Source organism: Sporosarcina sp. BI001-red (genome assembly GCF_003384035.1).
GTDB lineage: Bacteria > Bacillota > Bacilli > Bacillales_A > Planococcaceae > Sporosarcina.
The window spans coordinates 135,984-156,777 of the sequence record NZ_QQAK01000016.1; the positions used below are offsets into that span (position 1 = coordinate 135,984).

The 20,794-nt window shown below is 42.3% G+C and carries 19 protein-coding genes and 1 riboswitch; of the genes, 11 read left to right on the plus strand and 8 right to left on the minus strand.

From position 1 onward, the window contains the following. The first annotated feature begins 2 nt into the window (after positions 1-2). Both DVB69_RS16150 and DVB69_RS16155 read left to right on the plus strand, forming a co-directional pair. A complete protein-coding gene (locus DVB69_RS16150; protein WP_116020142.1) occupies positions 3-1,454 on the plus strand; it encodes a cytosine permease in 1,452 nt (483 codons plus the stop codon). A gap of 33 nt (positions 1,455-1,487) precedes the next feature. Further along, positions 1,488-1,946 (plus strand): nucleoside deaminase, encoded by a 459-nt coding sequence (locus DVB69_RS16155; RefSeq protein ID WP_116020143.1) that lies wholly within the window; start codon positions 1,488-1,490, stop codon positions 1,944-1,946. Positions 1,947-2,009: 63 nt separating this feature from the next. Here DVB69_RS16155 and DVB69_RS16160 read toward each other — a convergent pair whose 3' ends face one another. Then, positions 2,010-2,885, minus strand: a complete 876-nt coding sequence (locus DVB69_RS16160) for an alpha/beta hydrolase (protein WP_116020144.1) — start codon at positions 2,883-2,885, stop codon at positions 2,010-2,012. A 508-nt stretch (positions 2,886-3,393) separates the two neighbouring features. Between DVB69_RS16160 and DVB69_RS16170 the strand changes: the two genes are divergently transcribed. The 5 genes from DVB69_RS16170 to DVB69_RS16190 all read left to right on the plus strand — a co-directional run bounded on the left by DVB69_RS16170 (position 3,394) and on the right by DVB69_RS16190 (position 11,004). Further along, positions 3,394-4,071, plus strand: a complete 678-nt coding sequence (locus tag DVB69_RS16170; RefSeq protein WP_116020145.1) for a response regulator transcription factor — start codon at positions 3,394-3,396, stop codon at positions 4,069-4,071. Continuing rightward, positions 4,068-5,147 (plus strand): sensor histidine kinase, encoded by a 1,080-nt coding sequence (locus tag DVB69_RS16175; protein WP_116020146.1) that lies wholly within the window; start codon positions 4,068-4,070, stop codon positions 5,145-5,147. Before DVB69_RS16170 ends, DVB69_RS16175 begins: the two co-directional genes overlap by 4 nt. 1 nt (position 5,148) lies before the next feature. Continuing rightward, a complete protein-coding gene (locus DVB69_RS16180; protein ID WP_116020147.1) occupies positions 5,149-6,873 on the plus strand; it encodes an ABC transporter ATP-binding protein in 1,725 nt (574 codons plus the stop codon). Continuing rightward, positions 6,870-8,732, plus strand: coding sequence for an ABC transporter ATP-binding protein (locus tag DVB69_RS16185; RefSeq protein ID WP_116020148.1), 1,863 nt, complete (start codon positions 6,870-6,872; stop codon positions 8,730-8,732). The genes DVB69_RS16180 and DVB69_RS16185 overlap by 4 nt, the downstream gene beginning before the upstream one ends. A 544-nt stretch (positions 8,733-9,276) precedes the next feature. Continuing rightward, entirely contained in the window at positions 9,277-11,004 is a 1,728-nt protein-coding gene (locus tag DVB69_RS16190; RefSeq protein WP_116020149.1) for an AAA family ATPase, read from the plus strand. Between the two features lie 241 nt (positions 11,005-11,245). On the opposite strand, the gene DVB69_RS16195 is transcribed toward DVB69_RS16190, so the two are convergent. From DVB69_RS16195 to DVB69_RS16210, 4 genes are read right to left on the minus strand one after another with little or no spacing between them, the layout of a single operon-like run. Further along, complete coding sequence (locus DVB69_RS16195; RefSeq protein ID WP_116020150.1) at positions 11,246-11,980, minus strand: ABC transporter ATP-binding protein; 735 nt, start codon at positions 11,978-11,980, stop codon at positions 11,246-11,248. Continuing rightward, positions 11,961-12,746 carry an ABC transporter permease gene (locus DVB69_RS16200; RefSeq protein ID WP_116020151.1) on the minus strand — a complete coding sequence of 262 codons (786 nt, stop codon included), beginning with the start codon at positions 12,744-12,746 and terminating at the stop codon, positions 11,961-11,963. Before DVB69_RS16200 ends, DVB69_RS16195 begins: the two co-directional genes overlap by 20 nt. Then, on the minus strand, positions 12,743-13,033 hold the full coding sequence (locus DVB69_RS16205; RefSeq protein ID WP_116020152.1) for a thiamine-binding protein: 291 nt from the start codon (positions 13,031-13,033) through the stop codon (positions 12,743-12,745). Before DVB69_RS16205 ends, DVB69_RS16200 begins: the two co-directional genes overlap by 4 nt. Before the next feature lie 13 nt (positions 13,034-13,046). Continuing rightward, positions 13,047-14,042 (minus strand): ABC transporter substrate-binding protein, encoded by a 996-nt coding sequence (locus tag DVB69_RS16210; RefSeq protein ID WP_233505441.1) that lies wholly within the window; start codon positions 14,040-14,042, stop codon positions 13,047-13,049. Positions 14,043-14,122: 80 nt separating this feature from the next. After that, a riboswitch (TPP riboswitch) is annotated at positions 14,123-14,228 on the minus strand. Between the two features lie 166 nt (positions 14,229-14,394). Between DVB69_RS16210 and DVB69_RS16215 the strand changes: the two genes are divergently transcribed. Continuing rightward, a complete protein-coding gene (locus DVB69_RS16215; RefSeq protein ID WP_116020153.1) occupies positions 14,395-15,114 on the plus strand; it encodes a YebC/PmpR family DNA-binding transcriptional regulator in 720 nt (239 codons plus the stop codon). Positions 15,115-15,168: 54 nt separating this feature from the next. On the opposite strand, the gene DVB69_RS16220 is transcribed toward DVB69_RS16215, so the two are convergent. Continuing rightward, the gene (locus tag DVB69_RS16220) at positions 15,169-16,389 is read right to left on the minus strand and encodes a carboxylate--amine ligase (protein WP_116020154.1); all 1,221 of its coding nucleotides are present in this window, start codon (positions 16,387-16,389) and stop codon (positions 15,169-15,171) included. Positions 16,390-16,565: 176 nt separating this feature from the next. Here DVB69_RS16220 and fbpA point away from each other — a divergent pair, with 176 nt between their 5' ends. From fbpA to DVB69_RS16235, 3 genes are all read left to right on the plus strand, one after another. Further along, a complete protein-coding gene (gene fbpA / locus DVB69_RS16225; RefSeq protein WP_116020155.1) occupies positions 16,566-16,715 on the plus strand; it encodes a Fur-regulated basic protein FbpA in 150 nt (49 codons plus the stop codon). Between the two features lie 76 nt (positions 16,716-16,791). Then, positions 16,792-18,261 carry an amidase family protein gene (locus tag DVB69_RS16230; RefSeq protein WP_116020156.1) on the plus strand — a complete coding sequence of 490 codons (1,470 nt, stop codon included), beginning with the start codon at positions 16,792-16,794 and terminating at the stop codon, positions 18,259-18,261. Between the two features lie 58 nt (positions 18,262-18,319). After that, complete coding sequence (locus tag DVB69_RS16235) at positions 18,320-19,483, plus strand: DEAD/DEAH box helicase (RefSeq protein WP_116020207.1); 1,164 nt, start codon at positions 18,320-18,322, stop codon at positions 19,481-19,483. Between the two features lie 42 nt (positions 19,484-19,525). Here the strand turns inward: DVB69_RS16235 and map are convergent, their stop codons facing one another. Further along, on the minus strand, positions 19,526-20,272 hold the full coding sequence (gene map, locus DVB69_RS16240) for a type I methionyl aminopeptidase (RefSeq protein ID WP_116020157.1): 747 nt from the start codon (positions 20,270-20,272) through the stop codon (positions 19,526-19,528). Positions 20,273-20,355: 83 nt separating this feature from the next. Continuing rightward, complete coding sequence (locus tag DVB69_RS16245; protein ID WP_158541115.1) at positions 20,356-20,721, minus strand: magnetosome magnetite crystal formation protein family; 366 nt, start codon at positions 20,719-20,721, stop codon at positions 20,356-20,358. Between the last annotated feature and the right edge of the window lie 73 nt (positions 20,722-20,794).

Consider the following 20,794-nt stretch of genomic DNA (forward strand, 5'->3'; position numbering starts at 1 on the left):
TCATGTCGCAAGCAAAAGAAGTTCAACATTATAAAACGTATGAGTCCTATGGCTATTCTGAAGAACTATTACCAAAAACACCTGAACAACGAGATTGGGGAATGACGAACTATGTGACCCTCTGGATGGGGGCCGTTCATAATATTCTATCGTACTTAACGGTTGCGGGATTCTTTGTTCTTGGCTTAACGACTAAACAGGTTTTACTTGCTGTTATGTTATCAGCTGTCATTGTTTCTGTCTTTTATGTATTGAATGGATACTCAGCATCGCTCTATGGATTGCCATTTGCCATGTTGCTTCGTGATTCGTTCGGTGTCAAAGGCGCCATCATTCCTTCACTTGTGAGGGGACTAATCGCTGGAGTTGTATTCTTTGGTACGACTACGGTTGTAGGGGCGGAATCACTCAATGTCATATTCGCTCGATTCATCCCTGATTACATGTCCATCGGCAATGGCTTCACACTATTTGGATTAGCTGCGCCTACTATGATTTCGTATGCAGTACTCTGGACTGTGACCGTCATTCTTTTCTTAGTGGGAATGAATGTCTTAGGGAAATTCGGAAACTGGTCATCACCTGTTGTTTACATATTCATTACAGGTGCCGCAATTTGGGGTATCAATATTGCAGGTGGATTCGGTCCCATTTTAGACTACGTGCCTGCAAATCCAAACCCAAGCATTTGGGTGTTCATCGCTTGTGTGAGTGCACTTGTTTCAAACTGGGTTGGGCCGGTCGTCAACATGTCTGACTTTACACATCGGGCAAAGCGTCCACGTGATATGATCATCGGATTGCCGTTAGGATTCATCCTATCTTACATTCTCTTTGCAGTTACGTGTGTGGCATTGATCGCTGGAACAGAAATTGCATTTGGTGATGCGATTTTTAACATCGTATTTGCAATCGATAAAATTGAAAATACGTTTTCAGTCGTCGTACTTATCTTGGCGTTGAATGTTGGGGCAATTGCATTTTGTGTATACGGAAACTTGTTCCCAGCAGGAATGCAAATGGCTTCTCTGTTCCCGAAAATCTTTACTGTAAAAACAGCAGGAGTGTTGACAGCGATTATCGGGACAATCATCTTGCCTTGGAAGTTAGTTGAAAGTACAAGCACGCTGTTTTACTTCTATAGTTTCATCGGTTCCATGTTTGGACCGATTGCAGGAATTATGCTCTCTAGTTTCTACATTCAACGGAGACGCAAGTTGAATTTAGATACGATCTACGTAGCACCTGGTAATAATGGAGAATACAAAAATGGATATAATCCCGTTGCGATGACAGTATTGGCGATTAGCTTTGTCATTCCAATGTCGGGTGCATTTCTAAAAAGTGTACCTTTCTTAGTATCCATTAATCAGTTCGCTTTTTTCGCCGGTTTAATTGTCTCATTTGTTCTTTACACACTGCTCAGTAAAGTTTGGAAACCAGCAGTTAACTAACTGATATCATTAAAAAAATTGGGAGGTCATCTTATGGATTACATGAAGCTAGCGGTAGATGCAACGATTGAAGGAATGGACAAGAACTACGGGGGGCCATTCGGAGCGACCATTGTCCGTGGGGATGAAGTGATTGCAGCAGTCAGTAATACGATGATGAAAGATACAGATCCATCTGCACATGCAGAAATGGTAGCAATACGAGTCGCATGCGAAAAACTGGAAACGATGGATTTGTCGGACTGCGTGATCTATGCGACATGCGAGCCGTGTCCAATGTGCATGGGGGCTATCATCTGGGCGGGTGTGAAAGAAGTGCACTATTGCAGCACGAAAGAAGATGCTGCGGAGAATGGCTTTTCAGATATGCACTTACGTGACTATTTAAAAGGGGAAAACGACAGTGTTGTTCAGATGATTAAAGTTGACGAGCGCGAAGATTGTGATCACCTGTGGACACACTTCAAACAAGTGAGCGCATCTGCAGAATAACTGGAACCCATAGATTCAAAAGAACACCTGACGCAATTTTGTCAGGTGTTTTGTTTTTAACGACTAGGAACACTTTAGGTATTCTCTCAAAAATTCAATCACTTGTTTTAAAGCATTCTGGACAATTGGCGCATGGAAGTCTTTTTCAAATACATGCTCCCCATTCGGGATCGTAATCAGTTTCGCAGGAATGGACTTCTGTAAAAGTGCAGCCCTCATGAAGACAGATTGCTCGTAAGGGACATCGGTATCTTTTGTGCCATGTAAAAATAAGGTGGGTGGATAAGTGTCATCGATTTGAGTGATCGGACTCAGTAATTGCAGGGCGGACCTGTTAGTTGCAGTTTGTCGGTCTGTTACTTCTTCAATCCAATTTCCGGTCTGTCGACAGTAAAGATAAAGCAAAAATCGTTCTTGTACGGTACCTAAGGTGGGAATCGTCGATGTCACTTGTGTGCGGGCGATAGCTTCAGGCACAAGGTCTTTTTGGAGGTAATGAACGCTTGGAGTCTTTGCCCATTCAGAGAAGAGATCCCCATATCCGTAGAACGAGACGATGGCTTTTGGTTTAATAGGAAACGTTCCTGTACTGAGAGCTAAAAATCCGCCGGCCGAACTGCCAACCACGGCAACTTGTTCGGGATTCACGGAAAACTGTTCGCGTCCTTCTTGAACTAGCCATTGTAAAGCATCTCGGACATCGTCAAGTATGTCTGTCAGATGGGATTCGGGTGCTAATCGATAGTCGATTGAAAATATTGCAAATCCGGCATCTGTATAGAGATTCCGAAGTTCCTCGCTGAGATCTGCCTTGCTGCCCCATATGAATCCTCCGCCATGAATATACAGTATGACGGGTGCATGAGGACGATTTGTTGGATAGAAGTCGGCTTGGATTTCAAAGGCAGACGTTTTTTTATAACTGACAGTAGTTTTCATATGTAGCCCACATCCAATCTTTTCAGAGAGTGAGTAATAAATGGTTACGTGCAAAAACAGAGCTATGACGCCACTCGATTTTATCATAAAAAAACGCACTTTCCACATGGGAAGGTGCGTTTTAATTATGGCCGCCTTTGCCGTACTACAATTCATAGAAAGTTTTAAACCACCACTCCTCAAAGTGGGTGTTCGCAGAACTGTTCCTGTCTGTCCGACCATAAAATGATCGGTTTGCCATTTCCAGTTCTATATAAAACTCCCTTTTACAGCTTAAAGGTTAAAACTTTATGGGAATACGAACAATGCAGCTTATGTACTTATCTTACTGCTAAGATAGACGAAATGCAATGGAAATGTTTGTGCGCGGATGACGAAGACGAGAATAGGGAAGATAAGTTTTAAAAAGTTTATACTGAGTTTACAATCGTGTACTATTATAAAACCAAGTGAGCCGATGAAGATTGAATTCATCAGTAACGGATGAATGCGAAGGAGGGATTAGGCTATGGCAAAAGTGTTAATTGTAGACGATGATCCTCATATGAGGGAACTCGTCAAACTCTTTTTACTTCCTGAAGGATTTGAAGTGGCCACTGCATGCGACGGGATTGAAGCGTTGGCTAAACTTGAGTCATTCAAGGCGGACTTAGTCATCCTGGACATCATGATGCCAAATATGGATGGATGGGAGCTATGTCGTAAATTACGGAAATCTTATGATATGCCATTGCTCATGCTTACTGCAAAAGGGGATATGACACAAAAAGTGAAGGGGTTCGAATTAGGAACAGACGATTATCTCGTCAAGCCTTTTGAGCCTGTTGAGTTGGTAGTTCGTGTCAAAGCCTTGCTAAAGCGTTATCGAATAGCGATTTCACAAACTGTAATTGTGGGAAGTCTCTCCATGAATCGAAAAACCTTTGAAGTGGATCTAGCTGGAGAACGTTTGGAACTTCCGCTTAAGGAATTTGAATTACTTTTTCTGTTGGCCAGTTATCCGGGTAAAACATTTTCTAGGGAGCAGTTGATTGAAGCGATTTGGGGATATGACTATGAAGGAACAGATCGAACCGTGGACGTTCATATTAATCGTCTACGAGAGCGACTTCCTACGTTGAATGGAACGGATTTAAAAATCACGACAGTCCGTGGATTAGGCTATCGCTTAGAGGCAATTGCATGAAAAAAACTGTCCATATTCTCAAAGTGGTTTGTACTTTTTGGATAATAGTTTTTATTTACTCAGCACTTGTGAACTTCGGATTTCCGTATGTCAGTGATGCGTTCCACTTCCACCTCACAAGTTTAGCAGAGGGCTTTGTCAAAACAACACTAACAATCATTCTATTTTTCCTGACGATTTGGCTTATTTCTTTGGGTGGCGCATCGCGTCGTTTAGAGTTTCTAACAACGATAATCGATGCAATGAAAAGAATCTCGACAGGTGATTTTAATGTGCAGCTGAATCACCAATTTGGTCATGCCAAAAATCATCCGTTTGAAAAGTTCGTGGAAGGCATCAATGATATGGCTGTGGAGCTGAAAGAGCTAGAAGAGATGCGTCAAGAGTTCATTTCCAATGTTTCGCATGAAATTCAATCTCCGCTGGCTTCGATTAGTGGTTTTGCGAGGGTGCTAAAACGAAGTGAATTAGCCCCTGAAGATCGTGCTCATTACTTGAATATCATAGAGACGGAAAGCTTGCGCCTCGCTCATTTGAGTGACAATCTGCTGAAACTAACATCTATGGAGTCAGATCGGTATCCCTTTGACATGAAAACGTATCGTTTAGATCAGCAAATCCGGAAAGTGATTCTTTCTTGTGAGCCACAATGGCTGGCAAAGACACTTCAGTTGGATATCTCTTTAGATGAATTCGACGTGCGTGCAGACGAAGAACTGATGGATCAAGTCTGGCTGAACCTTATTACGAATAGCATTAAATTCACACCAGATGGTGGCACACTCGCTGTTACTCTGCGTAAACAGAATGAATCCGCCGTTGTGACGATTGCCGATACAGGTATCGGAATTAGTTTGGAGCATCAGGAACACATTTTCGAACGTTTTTATAAAGCGGATCCATCCAGAAACCGAGCTCTTGGCGGTAGTGGGCTAGGATTGTCCATTGTAAAGAAAATCATCGATATGCACGAAGGCTCCATTGAAGTGGAAAGTGAAAATGATGAAGGAACTATGTTCAAGATTCACTTGCCGATATCAAATGAGCAATTAGAAAATAAAGTAGGGAGTCAATAGAATGATAAAATTATTAAAGAATTTATCTGTATATAAGTGGCTCGTTGTTGCGATTGTAGGATTGGTCTTCATCCAATCGATGGCGGATTTGTTCCTCCCAACGCTAATGGCGGACATTATCGATAAAGGGGTAGTTGCAGGGGATATCCCGTATATTTGGAAAATCGGTGCTGGGATGCTCGGTGTCACGGCAGTAAGTGCACTAGCAGCGATTGTTGCTAGTTATTTCTCTTCTAAAGCAGCGCTCGGAATGGGCCGCGATATTCGACATAAAGTATTTCGTCACGTTGAAAGTTTTTCACTACAAGAGTTTGACAAACTGGGAACGGCGTCTTTAATTACTAGAACGACGAATGACATTACGCAAATTCAGCAAGTCGTTATTATGATGCTTCGTATGGTCATTAGTGCCCCAATCATGTTAGTCGGTGGGCTAATTATGGCCCTGTCAAAAGATGCGAAATTATCATTAATGATTGTAGCGGCGATGCCAGTGCTAATTATAACAATCGTCTTGATATTGAAAAAAGGTGTACCGTTATTCCAAACTGTACAAAAACGAATCGATCGTCTCAACTTAGTGTTCCGAGAAAACTTAACAGGAATCCGAGTAGTCCGGACATTCAATCGTGAGAAAGAAGAACAAGAGCGACTCCAGAATGCCAATAAGGATTTAACGGATGTCTCTATTAAAGTAAACAAATTGATGGCGTTCATGATGCCGACAATGATGCTCGTCATGAACTTGACGGTTGTAGGAATTATTTGGTTCGGAGGATTGCGCATTGATAGCGGAGCGATGCAAATCGGTGATTTAATGGCGTACATCCAATATGTCATGATGATTATGTTTTCACTCGTAACTGCTTCAATGATGTTCATTATGATTCCGCGTGCTGCAGTTTCAGCTAAACGGATTAACGAAGTGCTGGATATGAAGCCAACATTTTTGGATGAAGGAACGTTGAAAGCGGATAAAGAGCCAGGAACCTTGGAATTTGACCATGTATCGTTTTACTATCCTGGTGCGGATGAACCCGCACTTTCGGATATTAGCTTTAAGGCTAAAGCGGGGGAAGTGACCGCAATAATTGGTGGTACAGGGGCTGGGAAAACGACATTGATCAACTTGATTCCCCGGTTTTACGAAATATCCAGTGGATCGATTTGCGTCAATGGAGTCAGCAGTAAAAAATCTTCTCAAGATGAAATTCGTTCGAAGATTGGCTTCGTTCCTCAAAAAGCAACGCTGTTTTCAGGAACAATTGCAGAGAATATCCGCTTCGGAAAAGAAGACGCCACTGAAGAAGAAATTGAGCATGCGGCACGTATTGCGCAAGCGGAAGACTTTGTTTCTAAAATGGAAAAAGGATATGGGTCTGAAATTACACAAGGCGGATCGAACTTATCAGGCGGACAGAAGCAACGTTTGTCAATTGCTCGGGCACTCGTCAGAAAGCCAGATATTTATATATTTGACGACAGCTTTTCGGCATTGGACTACAAAACAGATGCCAATTTACGAGCAGCGTTAAAAGAGGAAACGAAAGAAGCGACAGTTGTAATCGTTGCACAACGGGTTAGTACGGTCATCGATGCCGATCAAATCCTTGTACTAGATCGGGGACAACTTGCTGGAATCGGCACACACAAAGAGCTTCTTGAAACGAACGACGTGTATCGAGAAATCGTCGAATCTCAACTTGCAGAGGAGGAAATCGCATGAGTGAGAAGAGACAACAACAAGGGCGCAGCGGTGGACCGATGCGGGGACCTGGCGGCGGCAACATGATGATGGCCGGAAGAAAGGCGAAAGACTTCAAAGGAACGTTGCGTCGTCTATTGGGGTATTTAAAACCACGTAGAAATCAATTAATTGCTGTGTTTGTAGCAGCCATACTCAGTACCTTATTCAGTATTGCGGGACCAAAAATAATGGGGCACGCCATTACGGAAATATTCACAGGTGCTTATGGAAAACTGACAGGTGTTCCTGGAGCGGCGATTCACTTTGATGTCTTAGGCAAGATATTGCTTCTGTTAGGTGGTTTATATGTATTCAGTAGTGTGTTTACTTACTTACAACAGTTCATCATGTCAGGGGTATCTCAAAAAACAGTCTATGATTTGAGAGAAGATGTGAATCATAAACTCGAAAAATTACCTCTTAAGTATTTCGACGGTCACCCAGTTGGGGATACGTTAAGTCGTGTGACGAATGATATTGACACAATTGGAAGTACGTTGCAGCAAAGTATCACTCAATTCATCACATCGATCATTACGTTGGTCGGGATACTTGTGATGATGCTGACGATTAGTCCGTGGTTAACGTTAATCGCACTCGTCAGTTTGCCACTCTCTATTTTTGTCATTCGACCGCTCATAAAGCGTTCGCAAAAGTATTTTAAAAAGCAGCAGAAGACGTTAGGGCAATTGAATGGTCATATTGAAGAAATGTATACGGGCCACCAAGTCGTGAAAGTGTTTGGACACGAAAAAAAGGCGATTGAAGAATTTGTTGAAGTGAATGAGGAACTATATGATGCAGGGCGTCGAGCGCAATTCATCTCTGGAATCATTCAGCCAATGATGTCACTCATCGGAAATCTAGGGTATGTGCTGATTTGTATTGTTGGAGGAATCCTTGTGACACAACGCTCAATCTCCATTGGTGATATTCAAGCGTTCATCACATATACTCGTCAATTTTCACAACCAATCATGCAAACTGCAAACATTGCGAACATCATCCAATCTACCGTTGCAGCAGCTGAACGTGTGTTTGAATTATTGGATGAAGAAGAAGAAATCCCAGAAGTGATCCATGCAACACTGAAAGAAGCAAAAGGAGAAGTTGCATTTGAACATGTCGATTTCGGATATGATGATCAGCTACTCATCGAAGACATGAACATTCACGTACATCCTGGCCAAACCGTCGCAATTGTCGGGCCAACGGGTGCTGGTAAAACAACGCTTATCAATTTATTGATGAGGTTTTATGAGTTGAATGGCGGTGCCATTAAGGTGGATGGGATTGATACAAGAGAGATGTCTAGGACGGATCTCCGTACAACGTTTGGAATGGTTCTCCAGGATACGTGGTTATTCAATGGGACGATTAAAGAAAATATCGCGTATGGTAAAAAAGGAGCAACTGAAGAAGAAATTATTGAGGCTGCGACAGCTGCGCGAGCGGATCACTTCATCCGAACGCTTCCTGACGGCTATGATACCATCTTGAACGAATCGGTATCCAATATCTCTCAAGGGCAAAAACAGCTGATCACCATTGCCAGAGCTGTCTTAGCGGATCCCTCTATCATGATTTTGGATGAAGCGACGTCAAGTGTCGATACGAGAACAGAATTGCTCATCCAACAAGCGATGAATCGCTTAATGGAAGGTCGCACAAGCTTCGTCATTGCGCACAGACTTTCAACTATCAGAGATGCGAATCTAATTTTAGTAATGGACGAAGGACGTGTGATTGAACAAGGTACACACGATGAGCTATTGGAAGCAGATGGTTTTTATGCAGACCTCTACAATAGTCAGTTTTCATCGAGACCAGCAGTGTAAGTTAGACACTGTTCGTATAATAAGTTAACTGAACACCAATTACGTCGACTAACCGATAATGAATAAGCAAAACCAGCACCCGTAACATTTAGGGCGCTGGTTTTCTTAATAACTTATTTTATCAATAGGATCTTTCGCTTTCAGATTTGTCCCGTTGGTTAGGAGTCATGGGCTCATGTTTGGATTTCGAGTTCCCGAGTTCAGATAACTCTAGTGAAATTTCTTCTTTCATTTTCTCAAATATTTTGTTCGACTTTTCCTCTGCCGCAGAGAGTGTTTGAAAGTTACCGTTTGCATCTTTTTGTTTCCCGTTGTTGATACGAAAACCTCCCGAGTCATAGTTGTGACGTACATTGCTAATATGGCTCTATCCGCTTGTTTTATGTATTTTTCTTTGAGGTGGCTGAGGATGACGCTTGTTGTTGATCTATTATTTTTGCTCTATAGTGTTCACGAGATAGACACTAGGTTGTAAGAGAACTTAGTTTCTTTTTATATAAAGAATCCTTATAATGGAGTTATCTTAATTAAGGAGCTGGGGAGTTTGAAGTTAGTCAAGTCGTTTACTTCAAAGGCATTTGTCGTCCTGTCCCTCCTAGTCATTGGCGCGGCATCGTTTTTGTTTTGGATTACGAGTGATGCCCATATAGCAACTCCATTGTCGTACGCTGCGTTAGAGCAGAAACTAGCAACGGTAACAGAGGGAGCGACCTTGAAAGAAACATCATCTGGCGCACTCTATTTAAAAACAGGGAACGATCTATATGTGACGAATATACGACCTGAAAGCGAATTGGCAGAACATCTCGTAAAAACATATAATGTTTCTTATCGTTATTCTGGTGGTAATACATCGAGTTATCTAATTGCAGGATTGCTGTTAGCAGCGCTGCTCACATTTCTCATACTTCAACAAAAAGGAAAATTGGGTGTAGGAGCTGCATCTATGAAACATAGCGCGTCTAAAGAAACACCACTCCCTGACATTACCCTTAATGATATCGGTGGATTGTCACAAGAGATGAAAGACGAGATTCACCAAACTTTGGATATCATAAAAGATCCGAAACGATCCGTTGCGTTTGGTGTAAAAGCACCGAAGGGAATTTTGCTTGAAGGGCCTCCAGGAACGGGAAAAACATTACTAGCCCAGGCAATTGCACATGAAATCGGTGCTTCGTTCTATTCGTCAAGCGGATCTGCTTTCACTGAGCTATTCGTCGGTGTTGGCGCTTCTCGAATTCGTACAATGTTCCAAAATGCGCGCAAGCAGGAAATGGCAGTCATTTTCATTGACGAAGTGGATGCACTTGCTGGAAAAAGGAAAGCACATGGTGGGGAAGAATCTGAGAAAACGTTGACTGAACTTCTAGTCCAGCTTGACGGTGGGGCGGATAATGAAGGCGTTCTATTCATTGCTGCAACGAATCGAAAAGACATGTTGGATGAAGCCTTCTTACGACCTGGCCGAATTGATTATTCATTCCAAGTACCGCTTCCTGATACACTAGGACGACGTGAAATTATGGACATCCATACAAAAGGGAAGGCATTGGCGCCAAACGTGGCTTCGTCACTGGACATGCTGGCGGAAAGTACATCAGGCTTTTCAGGTGCTCAGATCAGTGCGTTGTTTACAACGGCAAGTAAACGTGCGATTCGAGAAGGGCGAGCTGAAATCGACACGAGCGATATGGATTTTGCAATTGATAGGACCATTCTAGGAAATGCGTCACGAAGTATGAATGATCCAATCACTAAACGTCGTGTTGCCATCCATGAATCTGGTCATGCCTTAATTGCAGCTATTACAAAACCTCATTCCGTGCGAAAAGCGACAATTATCCCTAGAGGTCAAGCACTTGGCTATGTAGCGCCTATTCAAAAAGAGCTCCATTTACAAACTGCAAGTGAACTTCTGGACCAAGTTAGTATGATCCTTGGCGGGGGGATTGCTGAGAGAATCTATCTGGGTGAGCATAGTATTGGTGTCAGCGGGGATGTTCAACAGGCTAAGGACATCATCGAACGGATGGTCGATACCGGATTACTTCAAGACGGGTTTACTTTAACGTTTAGTAAGACTGAAAAAGAAATCAAGATGAAAGAACTCTTTAAAGTGGCTATTGAGCGAACTGAAGAATTGATCCGCGGGCATGCGGACCAATTTGAGAATTTGGTGAATGAATTGTATACAAAGGAAACATTGGACGGTTCTGAAGTGCATTATATTGTTTGCGGTGTAAAAAAAGAACTCGTTCCAAGTTCGTAATAAAGAAGAGGGCAGCCAATTAGTAGGCTAGCCCTCTTTTATCTTTTTCGGTTAGGAATCTTATCACTTTGCTTTTTATCATTTACGAATTTCATAACGACAGGCAAAATAATGGGACCCCATTTAATGGCTGTTTTTACGACCTTGGTAATTTTCATGTTTTTCGCTCCTCAATAGAAGTTATACTCCTCTGTTCCCGTATTGAAGGGGATCTTAAACCTGTAAGTGGATTTTCATATATCTAACCCCGTAACAAGTTGTAAATTTCTCGTTTCAGAGTTAGGAATGGGTCACTCATCAACAACTCCTCAGAACGGGATCTTTCAAAAGGAACGATAACCTCATCTTTCACAACGGCAGGTTTATCGGATAGGACAATGATACGATCAGAAAGAAACAGAGCTTCATCGATATCGTGTGTGATGAAAAGAATTGACTTTTTATACGTTTCCCAAATTGACAGGAGCCACTGCTGCATTTCAAGACGCGTGAATTCATCTAAAGCGGAGAACGGTTCGTCCAAGCAAATGATGGACTGTGGTGCATTTAAACTGCGTATGAAAGATACACGCTGTTTCATACCACCAGAGAGCTCATTCGGATAGGCGTTCTCATAACCAGACAAACCTGCACTCTTAATGAGCTCAATTGTTTTAGCTCGATCCTGTTTTGAACCAGCGATTTCAGAACTTAACTCTACATTTTGAAGGACAGTCCTCCAAGGAAAAAGAGCTGGACTTTGTGGCATATAACTGATGTGCCCACGAGAATTATTCAGGACGGTACCGTCTAGGGAAATTGTTCCGGAATCAGGTGTGTAAAGCCCACCGATGAGCTGGAAAATCGTACTTTTCCCGCTTCCTGAAGGTCCGACAATGGAAACGAATTCGCCTTCTTTTACGGACAATGAAATTTCTTGAAGAACATGATTGGACCCATAAGATTTAGATACGTTTTCAAGAGTGAGTTGCCCCATTCGATTCGTTTCCCCCTTTACTACGCCAACGCAAGACGCTTTTTTCAACGGCTAAAATAATTCCAAAATACGTTAAACTTAAGATAATGATCAGCACGATGGCAACAAAAACACGATCCGTTTTGAACGAAGAAGAGGCGAGTGTCATATAGACACCGATTCCTTTGTTCGCTCCGAGCCATTCAGAAATGACAGCACCCATAACGCTGTAGGTCGCTGCGATTTTTAATCCTGAAAACAGTGAAGGCAATGAATGGGGCCATTGCAACTTCCAGAAAATCTGGCGATTGCTTGCGCCAATCATCTTCAAGTAGTACAGCATATCTCGATCTGTTTGTCTGAATCCATCCAGTGCCGCAATCGTCACAGGGAAAAAACAAACAAGAACGATGACAATAACTTTCGGCAGCATCCCGAACCCGAACCAAATGACGAGGAGCGGAGCGAGTACAATGATCGGGATGTTTTGCGATACGATCAGGAGCGGATAAAATGCTTGTTGAAGGAATGGGACCCTGAATAAAAGAATGGCAACTACAATCCCCACAGTGATTCCTACAACATAGCCAGTTGCTGAAAGTGTGAGTGTGGACATAATATGCGAAGCATACAATGAATAGCCTGTGAATGCTTCTTTGGCAATTTGAGTAGGTAACGGAAGAAGCCACCCTGGCACATCGAAAAGTCGCGCAGCACTTTCCCATATAACGAGTAAAAGGATGAAGACCAGAAGCGGCCGCCATCCTTTATTCACTGCCGATTTCATCTGTACTTCTCCGTGAGCTTTTCCATGGAAGCACCTTTAGGATTGGTGTAGATTTTTACTTGAGAAATGACACTGGGTGCACCTAGTTCCGTCATGCGCATGTTCATTTTTTCGATGATGCTAAGTAAATTCCCAAGTTCGCCTTCCATCGTTGTTTCAAGTGGTGCGACTTGATAGGGTACACCGGATTTAGCGATCACTTCAATCGCTGCATCTACATAAGGAATGACATCTTCGCCATTCGGGGTCTTTGGTATTATTTGAATACTAACAAGTGCATTCGCCATGTTCATTTCCTCCTTATTTCGGTAAAAACTCATTTGTAAATGCGTCTTTTGCAATGAATTCTCCTTCGAGCAAACCGTTTTCATCCAACCAGTCAGCATAGTTCTCCCATGTTTTCAATTGCTGTTCCCCGAAACGAGGAGCATCGTCTTGATATTTAGGAGAAAGCCACTGCTGACTCTTTTTGACGAGCTCGAGATCGAGATCAGGAACCGCATTAGTCAGGATTTCCGCAGCTTCTTCTGGGTTGTCAATTGCAAATTGATATCCTTTTACAGTGGCAGCCAAAAACGCTTTCACTTTCTCAGGATCTTTTTCAATTAATTTTTCATTTGTTGTAATTATAGGCGTATAGTAATCCAGCTTTTCGGAGTAGTCCTTCAAATATTGCATGTTCAGTTCCATTCCGCGCTGTTCAGCTTCGATACCTGTCCAACCAAAGTATACCCATGAAAGGTCGATATCACGTTGAATCGCCGTGAAGAAATCAGAGGAGCCCATATTGATGTATTTCACTTTACTGCTATCTGCGTTATCCTTTTCCATCAAAGATTCAACGACAGCTTGCTCGACTGGAGCACCCCAACCACCATAATTTTTCCCTTCGAAGTCTTTAGGAGATTCTATGCCTGTTTCTTTTAAAGAGGCAAAACCAGACGTATTGTGCTGAATGATTGCCGCAATCGAAACGATTGGGATACCCGCTACACGTGCTTCTGTAAGAGACTCTTGTGCGCCAATACCAAAATCAGCCTTACCTGAAGCAACGAGCTGGTCGGCACCTGCCTCGCCGGGCAACATGATTTCCACATCGAGCCCTTCATCTTTAAAGTAACCTTTTTCTTGTGCTACATACAAACCAGTATGATTTGTATTGGGCGTCCAATCGAGTGCGAAGTGGACTTTTTGGACAGTTTCTTTGTCGTCGCCACTTGACGTACTTGATTCTTTGTCTGCGCTGCATGCGGTCATAAGTGATGCAGCAAACAGTACTGTAAGTATTCGTTTCAATGAAATCCCCCTCCTGGAGTTTCACACTGCAACAAAAAAACGCGCGCTCCCGATTTTCGGAAGCGCGCGTCACATAATCATTATGAAATGAATATGTTCCCTCCGCTGGCGTTAACCAGATCAGGTTCAAAGGGTCTGCATGTCGCATGCATCTCAACCGGTTCTCCGGTACCCCTACATATTGTCAGTGATGAAGTTGTATGGTGTTCACTTATTACTTTGCCATACTTTTCTGTAAGTAGCAAGTCTCGTAGTTTCAGCGTTTTTTACTTTCCGCAATGAATTTAGTCGTGATATACTAAGAAAAGGATTTTAACCTCTGATTCATCCAAACAGAAAGTGAGTGATCACGATGGGCCGTAAATGGAACAATATTAAAGAAAAGAAAGCGTCAAAAGATGCAAACACGAGCCGGATCTATGCAAAATTCGGTCGCGAAATATATGTAGCAGCAAAGCAAGGGGAACCGAATCCTGATTCCAACCAAGCGCTTAAAATCGTCTTGGAACGTGCGAAAACGTATAGTGTTCCTAAAGCAATTATCGATCGTGCAATTGAAAAAGCTAAAGGTGGCGGCGAAGAGAGCTACGATGAGCTTCGCTATGAAGGATTTGGGCCTAATGGATCGATGGTTATTGTCGATGCGTTAACAAACAACGTCAACCGGACGGCTTCAGAAGTACGTGCTGCTTTCGGTAAAAATGGGGGGAACATGGGTGTCAGTGGTTCCGTGGCCTACATGTTTGACCATACGGCTGTTTTTGGAATTGAAGGGAAGTCAGCAGATGACGTTCTTGAATTGATGATGGAACACGACGTGGATGTCAATGACATTAGCGAAGAAGACGGCCAGGTTCTTGTATACGCAGATCCGACCGCTTTCCATGAAGTACAAGAAGCGTTCAAAGCTGAAGGAATCACTGATTTCACAGTCGCTGAACTGACAATGCTTGCACAAAACGACCTCGAGCTTGACGCGGACTCCGAAGAGCAATTCGATAAGATGATTGATGCAATTGAAGACCTTGAAGACGTTCAACAAGTCTACCACAATGTAGATCACGGAGAATAAAATCTATAAAAAAGCGACAAGAGCAGTCACACGCTCTTGTCGCTTTTCTAGTTGTCACCAATTATTATTTCGATACTTCTTATAATAATTGACCTGTCTTAGGAACAAATAAAGCTTCCGCTTCAAATGCTTGTCCCCCTTGTAGAACAACGGATTTACATACTTCTTCTGTTTCAACAGACGCTTAATATCTCTCTTGACTGCCTTGTTCGTTACAAATTTCTTGAGCACAATTTTAGGAACAACTGTGAACAGGAAAGGTTTATCGAGCAACACAAGTGGCTTTGGTTTATGGAAAATCAAATCGTCCACGAAATAGCTCGCCATATTATGCCCAAGTGCAGTTGTGTAGTAACTGGAACGTCCTTGTCGGATATTCACTTCAAATACTTTGAACTTCTTATCACGAGGGTCATACTTCAAATCGAAGTTCGCAAATCCTCTATAGCCTACAGCCTCTAAGAAGTTTTTTAATTTGTGCATCATTTCTTCGTTGAATCGCGTAATCACTGCTGTATAGTTTCCGATTGCAGTCACGGTATGTTCTTGCAGAACGACTTGTGCAAACGTAACGAGCTGAGTTTGACCAGCTGAATTTGAATAGATAACGGAATCCCACATATATGTATCATCACCCGGTATGAAATCTTGAATGATGAGCTCTTCGTTATACCCACTATTCTTCACCGTTTCAATGACTTTGTTCAATTCCACAAGCGAATTCACTTTGTACACTTTTTGCTGTCCAGCAAACTTGTTTTGGTTATAGACAACGGTATCGCTCGGCTTGACGATGACTGGATAACTCATATCTTCCTTGAAAGTTCCATCTGCTTCGCAGTCGTAAAAGAATGTTAAAGGAGTATCAATGTCATGTTCTTTACACAGCTTATAGAAGTGGGATTTAATCTGTAAATGGTCCATGAGCTCTCGATCGATATAGTTGAAAGTAAAGTGTTCTTTTAGTTGATCAGCATGTTCAATGATGAGTCGGACATACAAATCATTCGTGCCAATAAGTAATAGTTCGCGCCCTTCAGCTTTGTACTTATTAGCGATTCCAATAAGAATATCTGCAAACTTATTTTCGTCAGATAGCTCTGGATTGAGCTCTATTTTGTGAGGAATTGTACTAAGTTGTGTAAATGATAAAGATTCTTTACCGATCAATACAGGATTAATACGGTAGGCTTCATGAAAAGAAATCGCCATGTTGTATGCGTTCATATCTGTACCAACTATGATGGGTAAGAATGGAAGTGTTTTTGCGTTCATAGTATCCTCCTAAATCTCGATGGAATTGTCTTTCCTAAAAGTCCTAACCTCTATATTACATGGAAAACACTTTGGGTTACAACAGATAGCCTATAAAGGATACGGCGCGACAGGTTTATAGTTGGAACCAAAAAGGAATAGAAAAAAGAGGTTTATTTCAAGGAGGAACAAGCACGATGTTAAAAATTGAAGAAACAAAAATGGATATGAAGCGTGAGGATGTCATCCAGAGATTGGTGAAGCGAGGTATATTCAAGATTGAAGGAAAACAGCTCTACGAACTACCATTACTTCTATTAATGAAAGAATATTATAAGTACGTGTAACGACGATTGCCGGTTGAGGAAATTTTCCTTAGCCGGTTTTGTAATAGTACTCAATATAGTGAGGAGAGGAAAAGAAATGGGCGATAGCCAATCAATTCGTAGTCGATTGGAATGGGTGATCGATGCTACCATACCCGCCATTCAACGAGCATTAGAAGACGAAACACTTACTTCTGAAGAGTTGGTATTGTTTTACATGGATCGTATCGCAAGAGAAGGGCAACTGACGAATGCGATTCTTGAGTTAAATCCCCATGCGTTACAAATCGCACAGGCACTCGACTTTGAAAGAAAGACATCAGGCAAACGTTCTATGCTCCATGGCATCCCGATTTTGCTGAAGGATAATATAGATACAAGTGATGGCATGCATACGAGTGCAGGTAGTTTAGCATTGGAAAATTATTATGCCCCTGAAGATGCTTTTCTCATCAAACAGCTCCGTAAGGCAGGAGCCATCCTCCTTGGAAAAACCAATATGACGGAATGGGCAAATTTCATGTCAGATGAGATGCCAAATGGTTGGAGCTCAAGAGGTGGCCAAGTGCTTAATCCATTCGGACAGTTCGAAGTGGGTGGATCCAGTTCAGGATCTGCTGTAGCTGTTGCAACTAATTTAGCCGTCGCATCTATCGGTACTGAAACAACCGGATCGATAATTCATCCAGCCTCACAAAATGGAATCGTAGGACTGAAACCGACAGTTGGGACTATCAGCCGAAGAGGTATTATCCCCTTATCAGTGACACAAGATACTGCGGGTCCGATGACACGAAGCGTGACGGATGCCGCACTTGTCTTTCAAATATTAGTTGGATACGATAAAGAGGATCCCATATCGATTATTTCGCAAAAGTATGATTCTATAGATTGGTTAGGGTGCTTAAAACAAGAATCACTTCAAGGAATACGTATCGGAGTCGCAAGTTCAATATTTAGAAACGAAGTGTCTGAAGAACGGATGCAACTATTTAAAAGTTCATTAAGCGTATTAGAACAACTAGGCGCAAAAATCATCCCAGACATCGATCTTGGTACAAAAGAAGATGATCTAGGCTACAATGTTCTCTTACATGAATGTAAAGCGGCACTTAATCATTATTTAGGGAAAACACCAGCAACCAATCGTATCCGATCAATAACGGATATAATTTCTTTCAACGATGATCACCCCGAACAGACGCTGCACTATGGACAAGAACTGCTTAAAAGAATAAATGATCGGAGCGGTACGCTAACCGAACCACTTTACATCGAGGCCTTATTACGCAATCGGCACTTGGCAAAGAAAGTGGCACTGGGAAAGGCATTAGAGGAAAATGACGTTGACATTTTGGCGTTTCCTCAAAATCATGGATGCAGTTTTGAAGCAGCTGCTGGTTATCCAGCTATAACGGTACCTGCAGGAGTGACAAGTGCAGGTGAGCCATTCGGCTTAACATTAACTGGATCTGCCTATTCTGAACCTTCGTTACTTGGGTACGCATATGCATTTGAACAACAGACGCAAGCACGTCACAAGTTCAGAATGGCACAGAAGAAATAAGCGAGCTAATAACAAACTGTGGTAAACTGAGTGGAAGAGAGCGAAAGTGGGGATGGAAATGTCCTTTTTAGAAGGAATGAGTCAAGAAGTCAAAGAAAAATGGGAATTTGAAAACGCAATGCCGATACAAGAGCAAATGATTCCAGAAATGTTAGCCGGGCGTGATGTTGTTGCAGAATCACCAACAGGTTCAGGGAAGACACTTGCTTATGTGCTGCCACTACTGGAACTAGCAGATAGTACGAAACAGCAAACACAAGTTTTGATCATGACCCCATCTCAAGAGTTATCCATGCAAATTGTAAATGTGATTCGTGAATGGATCGCAGGGACTGAAATGACAGTCACGCAACTGATTGGCGGAGCAAATATGCAACGTCAAATTGAAAAGTTAAAAAAGAAACCGACAATTGTCGTCGGAACACCGGGGCGACTTGCTGAGTTGATCAAAAACAAAAAACTGAAAATGGGAGAAATCCGTCATATTATTCTCGATGAAGGCGATCAGTTGCTGTCTCGCGAAAATCGTGTAGCAGTGAAAAATATGATTGAGTCTGCCCATTCCACACGTCAAGTAGCCGTTGTATCAGCAACGATTACAGAGGACATTGAAGATGTAGCAATCCGATTCATGAACGACCCAGTTCGTTTGAAGGTGACTGCAGAGGAAATGCCGGCAACAGGAGAAGTCGTACACTCTTATGTAAAAACGGAAGAACGAGATAAGACCGATCTATTACGCGGGTTATCCCATATCCAGGGCCTCCGAGCATTGGCATTCATCAACAACGTGGATCAGTTGCGCATGAAAGAGATGAAACTCCATTATGAAGGCGCACCCATTGCAGTGCTCTATTCAGATATGAACAAATTCGAACGACAAGATACGCTGGACAAGTTTCGTAAAGGGGATATCCGAATCCTCATTGCGACTGACTTAGCAGCACGAGGATTGGACATTGAAGGACTTACCCACGTAATCCACGTCAACGTTCCACATACAGTGGAGCAATATGTTCACAGGTCAGGTAGAACAGGACGTGCAGGAGCTGACGGGGAAGTACTAACTTTATTGTCTTATCCAGAAGAACGGGATTATCGTAAGCTCGCAAAAGGGTATAAGCCTGTTCAAAAAGTATGGCACAGCGGCAAATTAGTTGAAGGTAATTCTAAAACCGTAAGCGGTCAAAAACCGTCAAAACCTAAAAAGAAGAAAAAATAAAAAACGTACATCATGAGTCTCTCATGATGTACGTTTTTTTGTTTAAAGTTCTGTCAAAATAATCGGTTTGTCTTTTGTAACGATAATCGTATGTTCAATTTGAGCAACAAGCGATTTATCAGGTGTGATGAATGTCCAGCCGTCGCCTTCTTCGATAATGTGTTCGGCCTTTTCTGAAATGAAAGGCTCAACTGCAATGACCATACCTTCCTTCATGATCGTAGGCTCCCAAGCATCGTAATAATTAAGTACATGCTGGGGTTCCTCGTGAAGAGAAGTTCCGATTCCATGACCCGTAAGATTCTTAATCACTGTCAGCCCATTGTCATTTGCTTCGCGTTCCACGGCTTTACCAATTTGGTTGAGACGGGAACCAGCTTTCACTTTCGTCATTGCCCGATCAAAAGCACTTTTAGCAGTATCGCATAATTTTTGCTTGGCTTCATCAGCAGTCCCAAGGACAAATGAAATACCTGTATCTGCAAAGTACCCATCACAAGAACCAGAGACATCGATATTGATGAGATCGCCGTCTTTTAGAACTCGTTTACCTGGGATACCGTGAGCCACTTCATGATTGACGCTGATACACGTATATCCAGGAAAATCATATTGATCGATCGGTGCAGAAACTGCTCCTTTTTCAGCGAAAAGTTTACCACCTAGTTCGTCAAGCTCCTTCGTCGTCATGCCAGGCGTAGCTGCTGCTTTCATATCTTCACGAATTTCCGCTACAATTCTTCCGATTTTTCGCAAGGCAGCAATATCTTTTTCTGTGTTTGCAATCATGTGAAATCCTTCTTTCTGTACTTTCTTTGTCACTTTTAACTATACCACATTTAAAAGGAACTACCCGGAAAGACGGTTCGCGGTTATCTAAATACTTTCACACCTTGTACAACATTCCATACGAGAACAACCATGAACAAAAAACTGTATATCATCATAAAAAGAACTGGAGCCGCGCCCCAAAAGCCTATGGAATTAGGTGCTGTGACCATACTTGGAGAGTTCAAAAATTCAGTAGAAGTTTGGCGGATTGAAAAGAACTGAAAAAATGATATTAGACTTGCAGCAACTAGTAAAACGGTTGGAATGAGATGAGAGACAAGAGCTCGTTTAGAATGACGTTTAACATCACGATTATCAGCAACCATCCAAACGATAAAGGGCAATAACAAAGGCGCAAAAAACACACTGAAATAACTAAGCGATGATAGTAATTTAGAGTTATCCAAAATAATTTTTCTCCTTTCTGAAGAAGTAGTATAGTCAGTATTGCCAAACGGACGTCTAAAAGCACAACGAGTT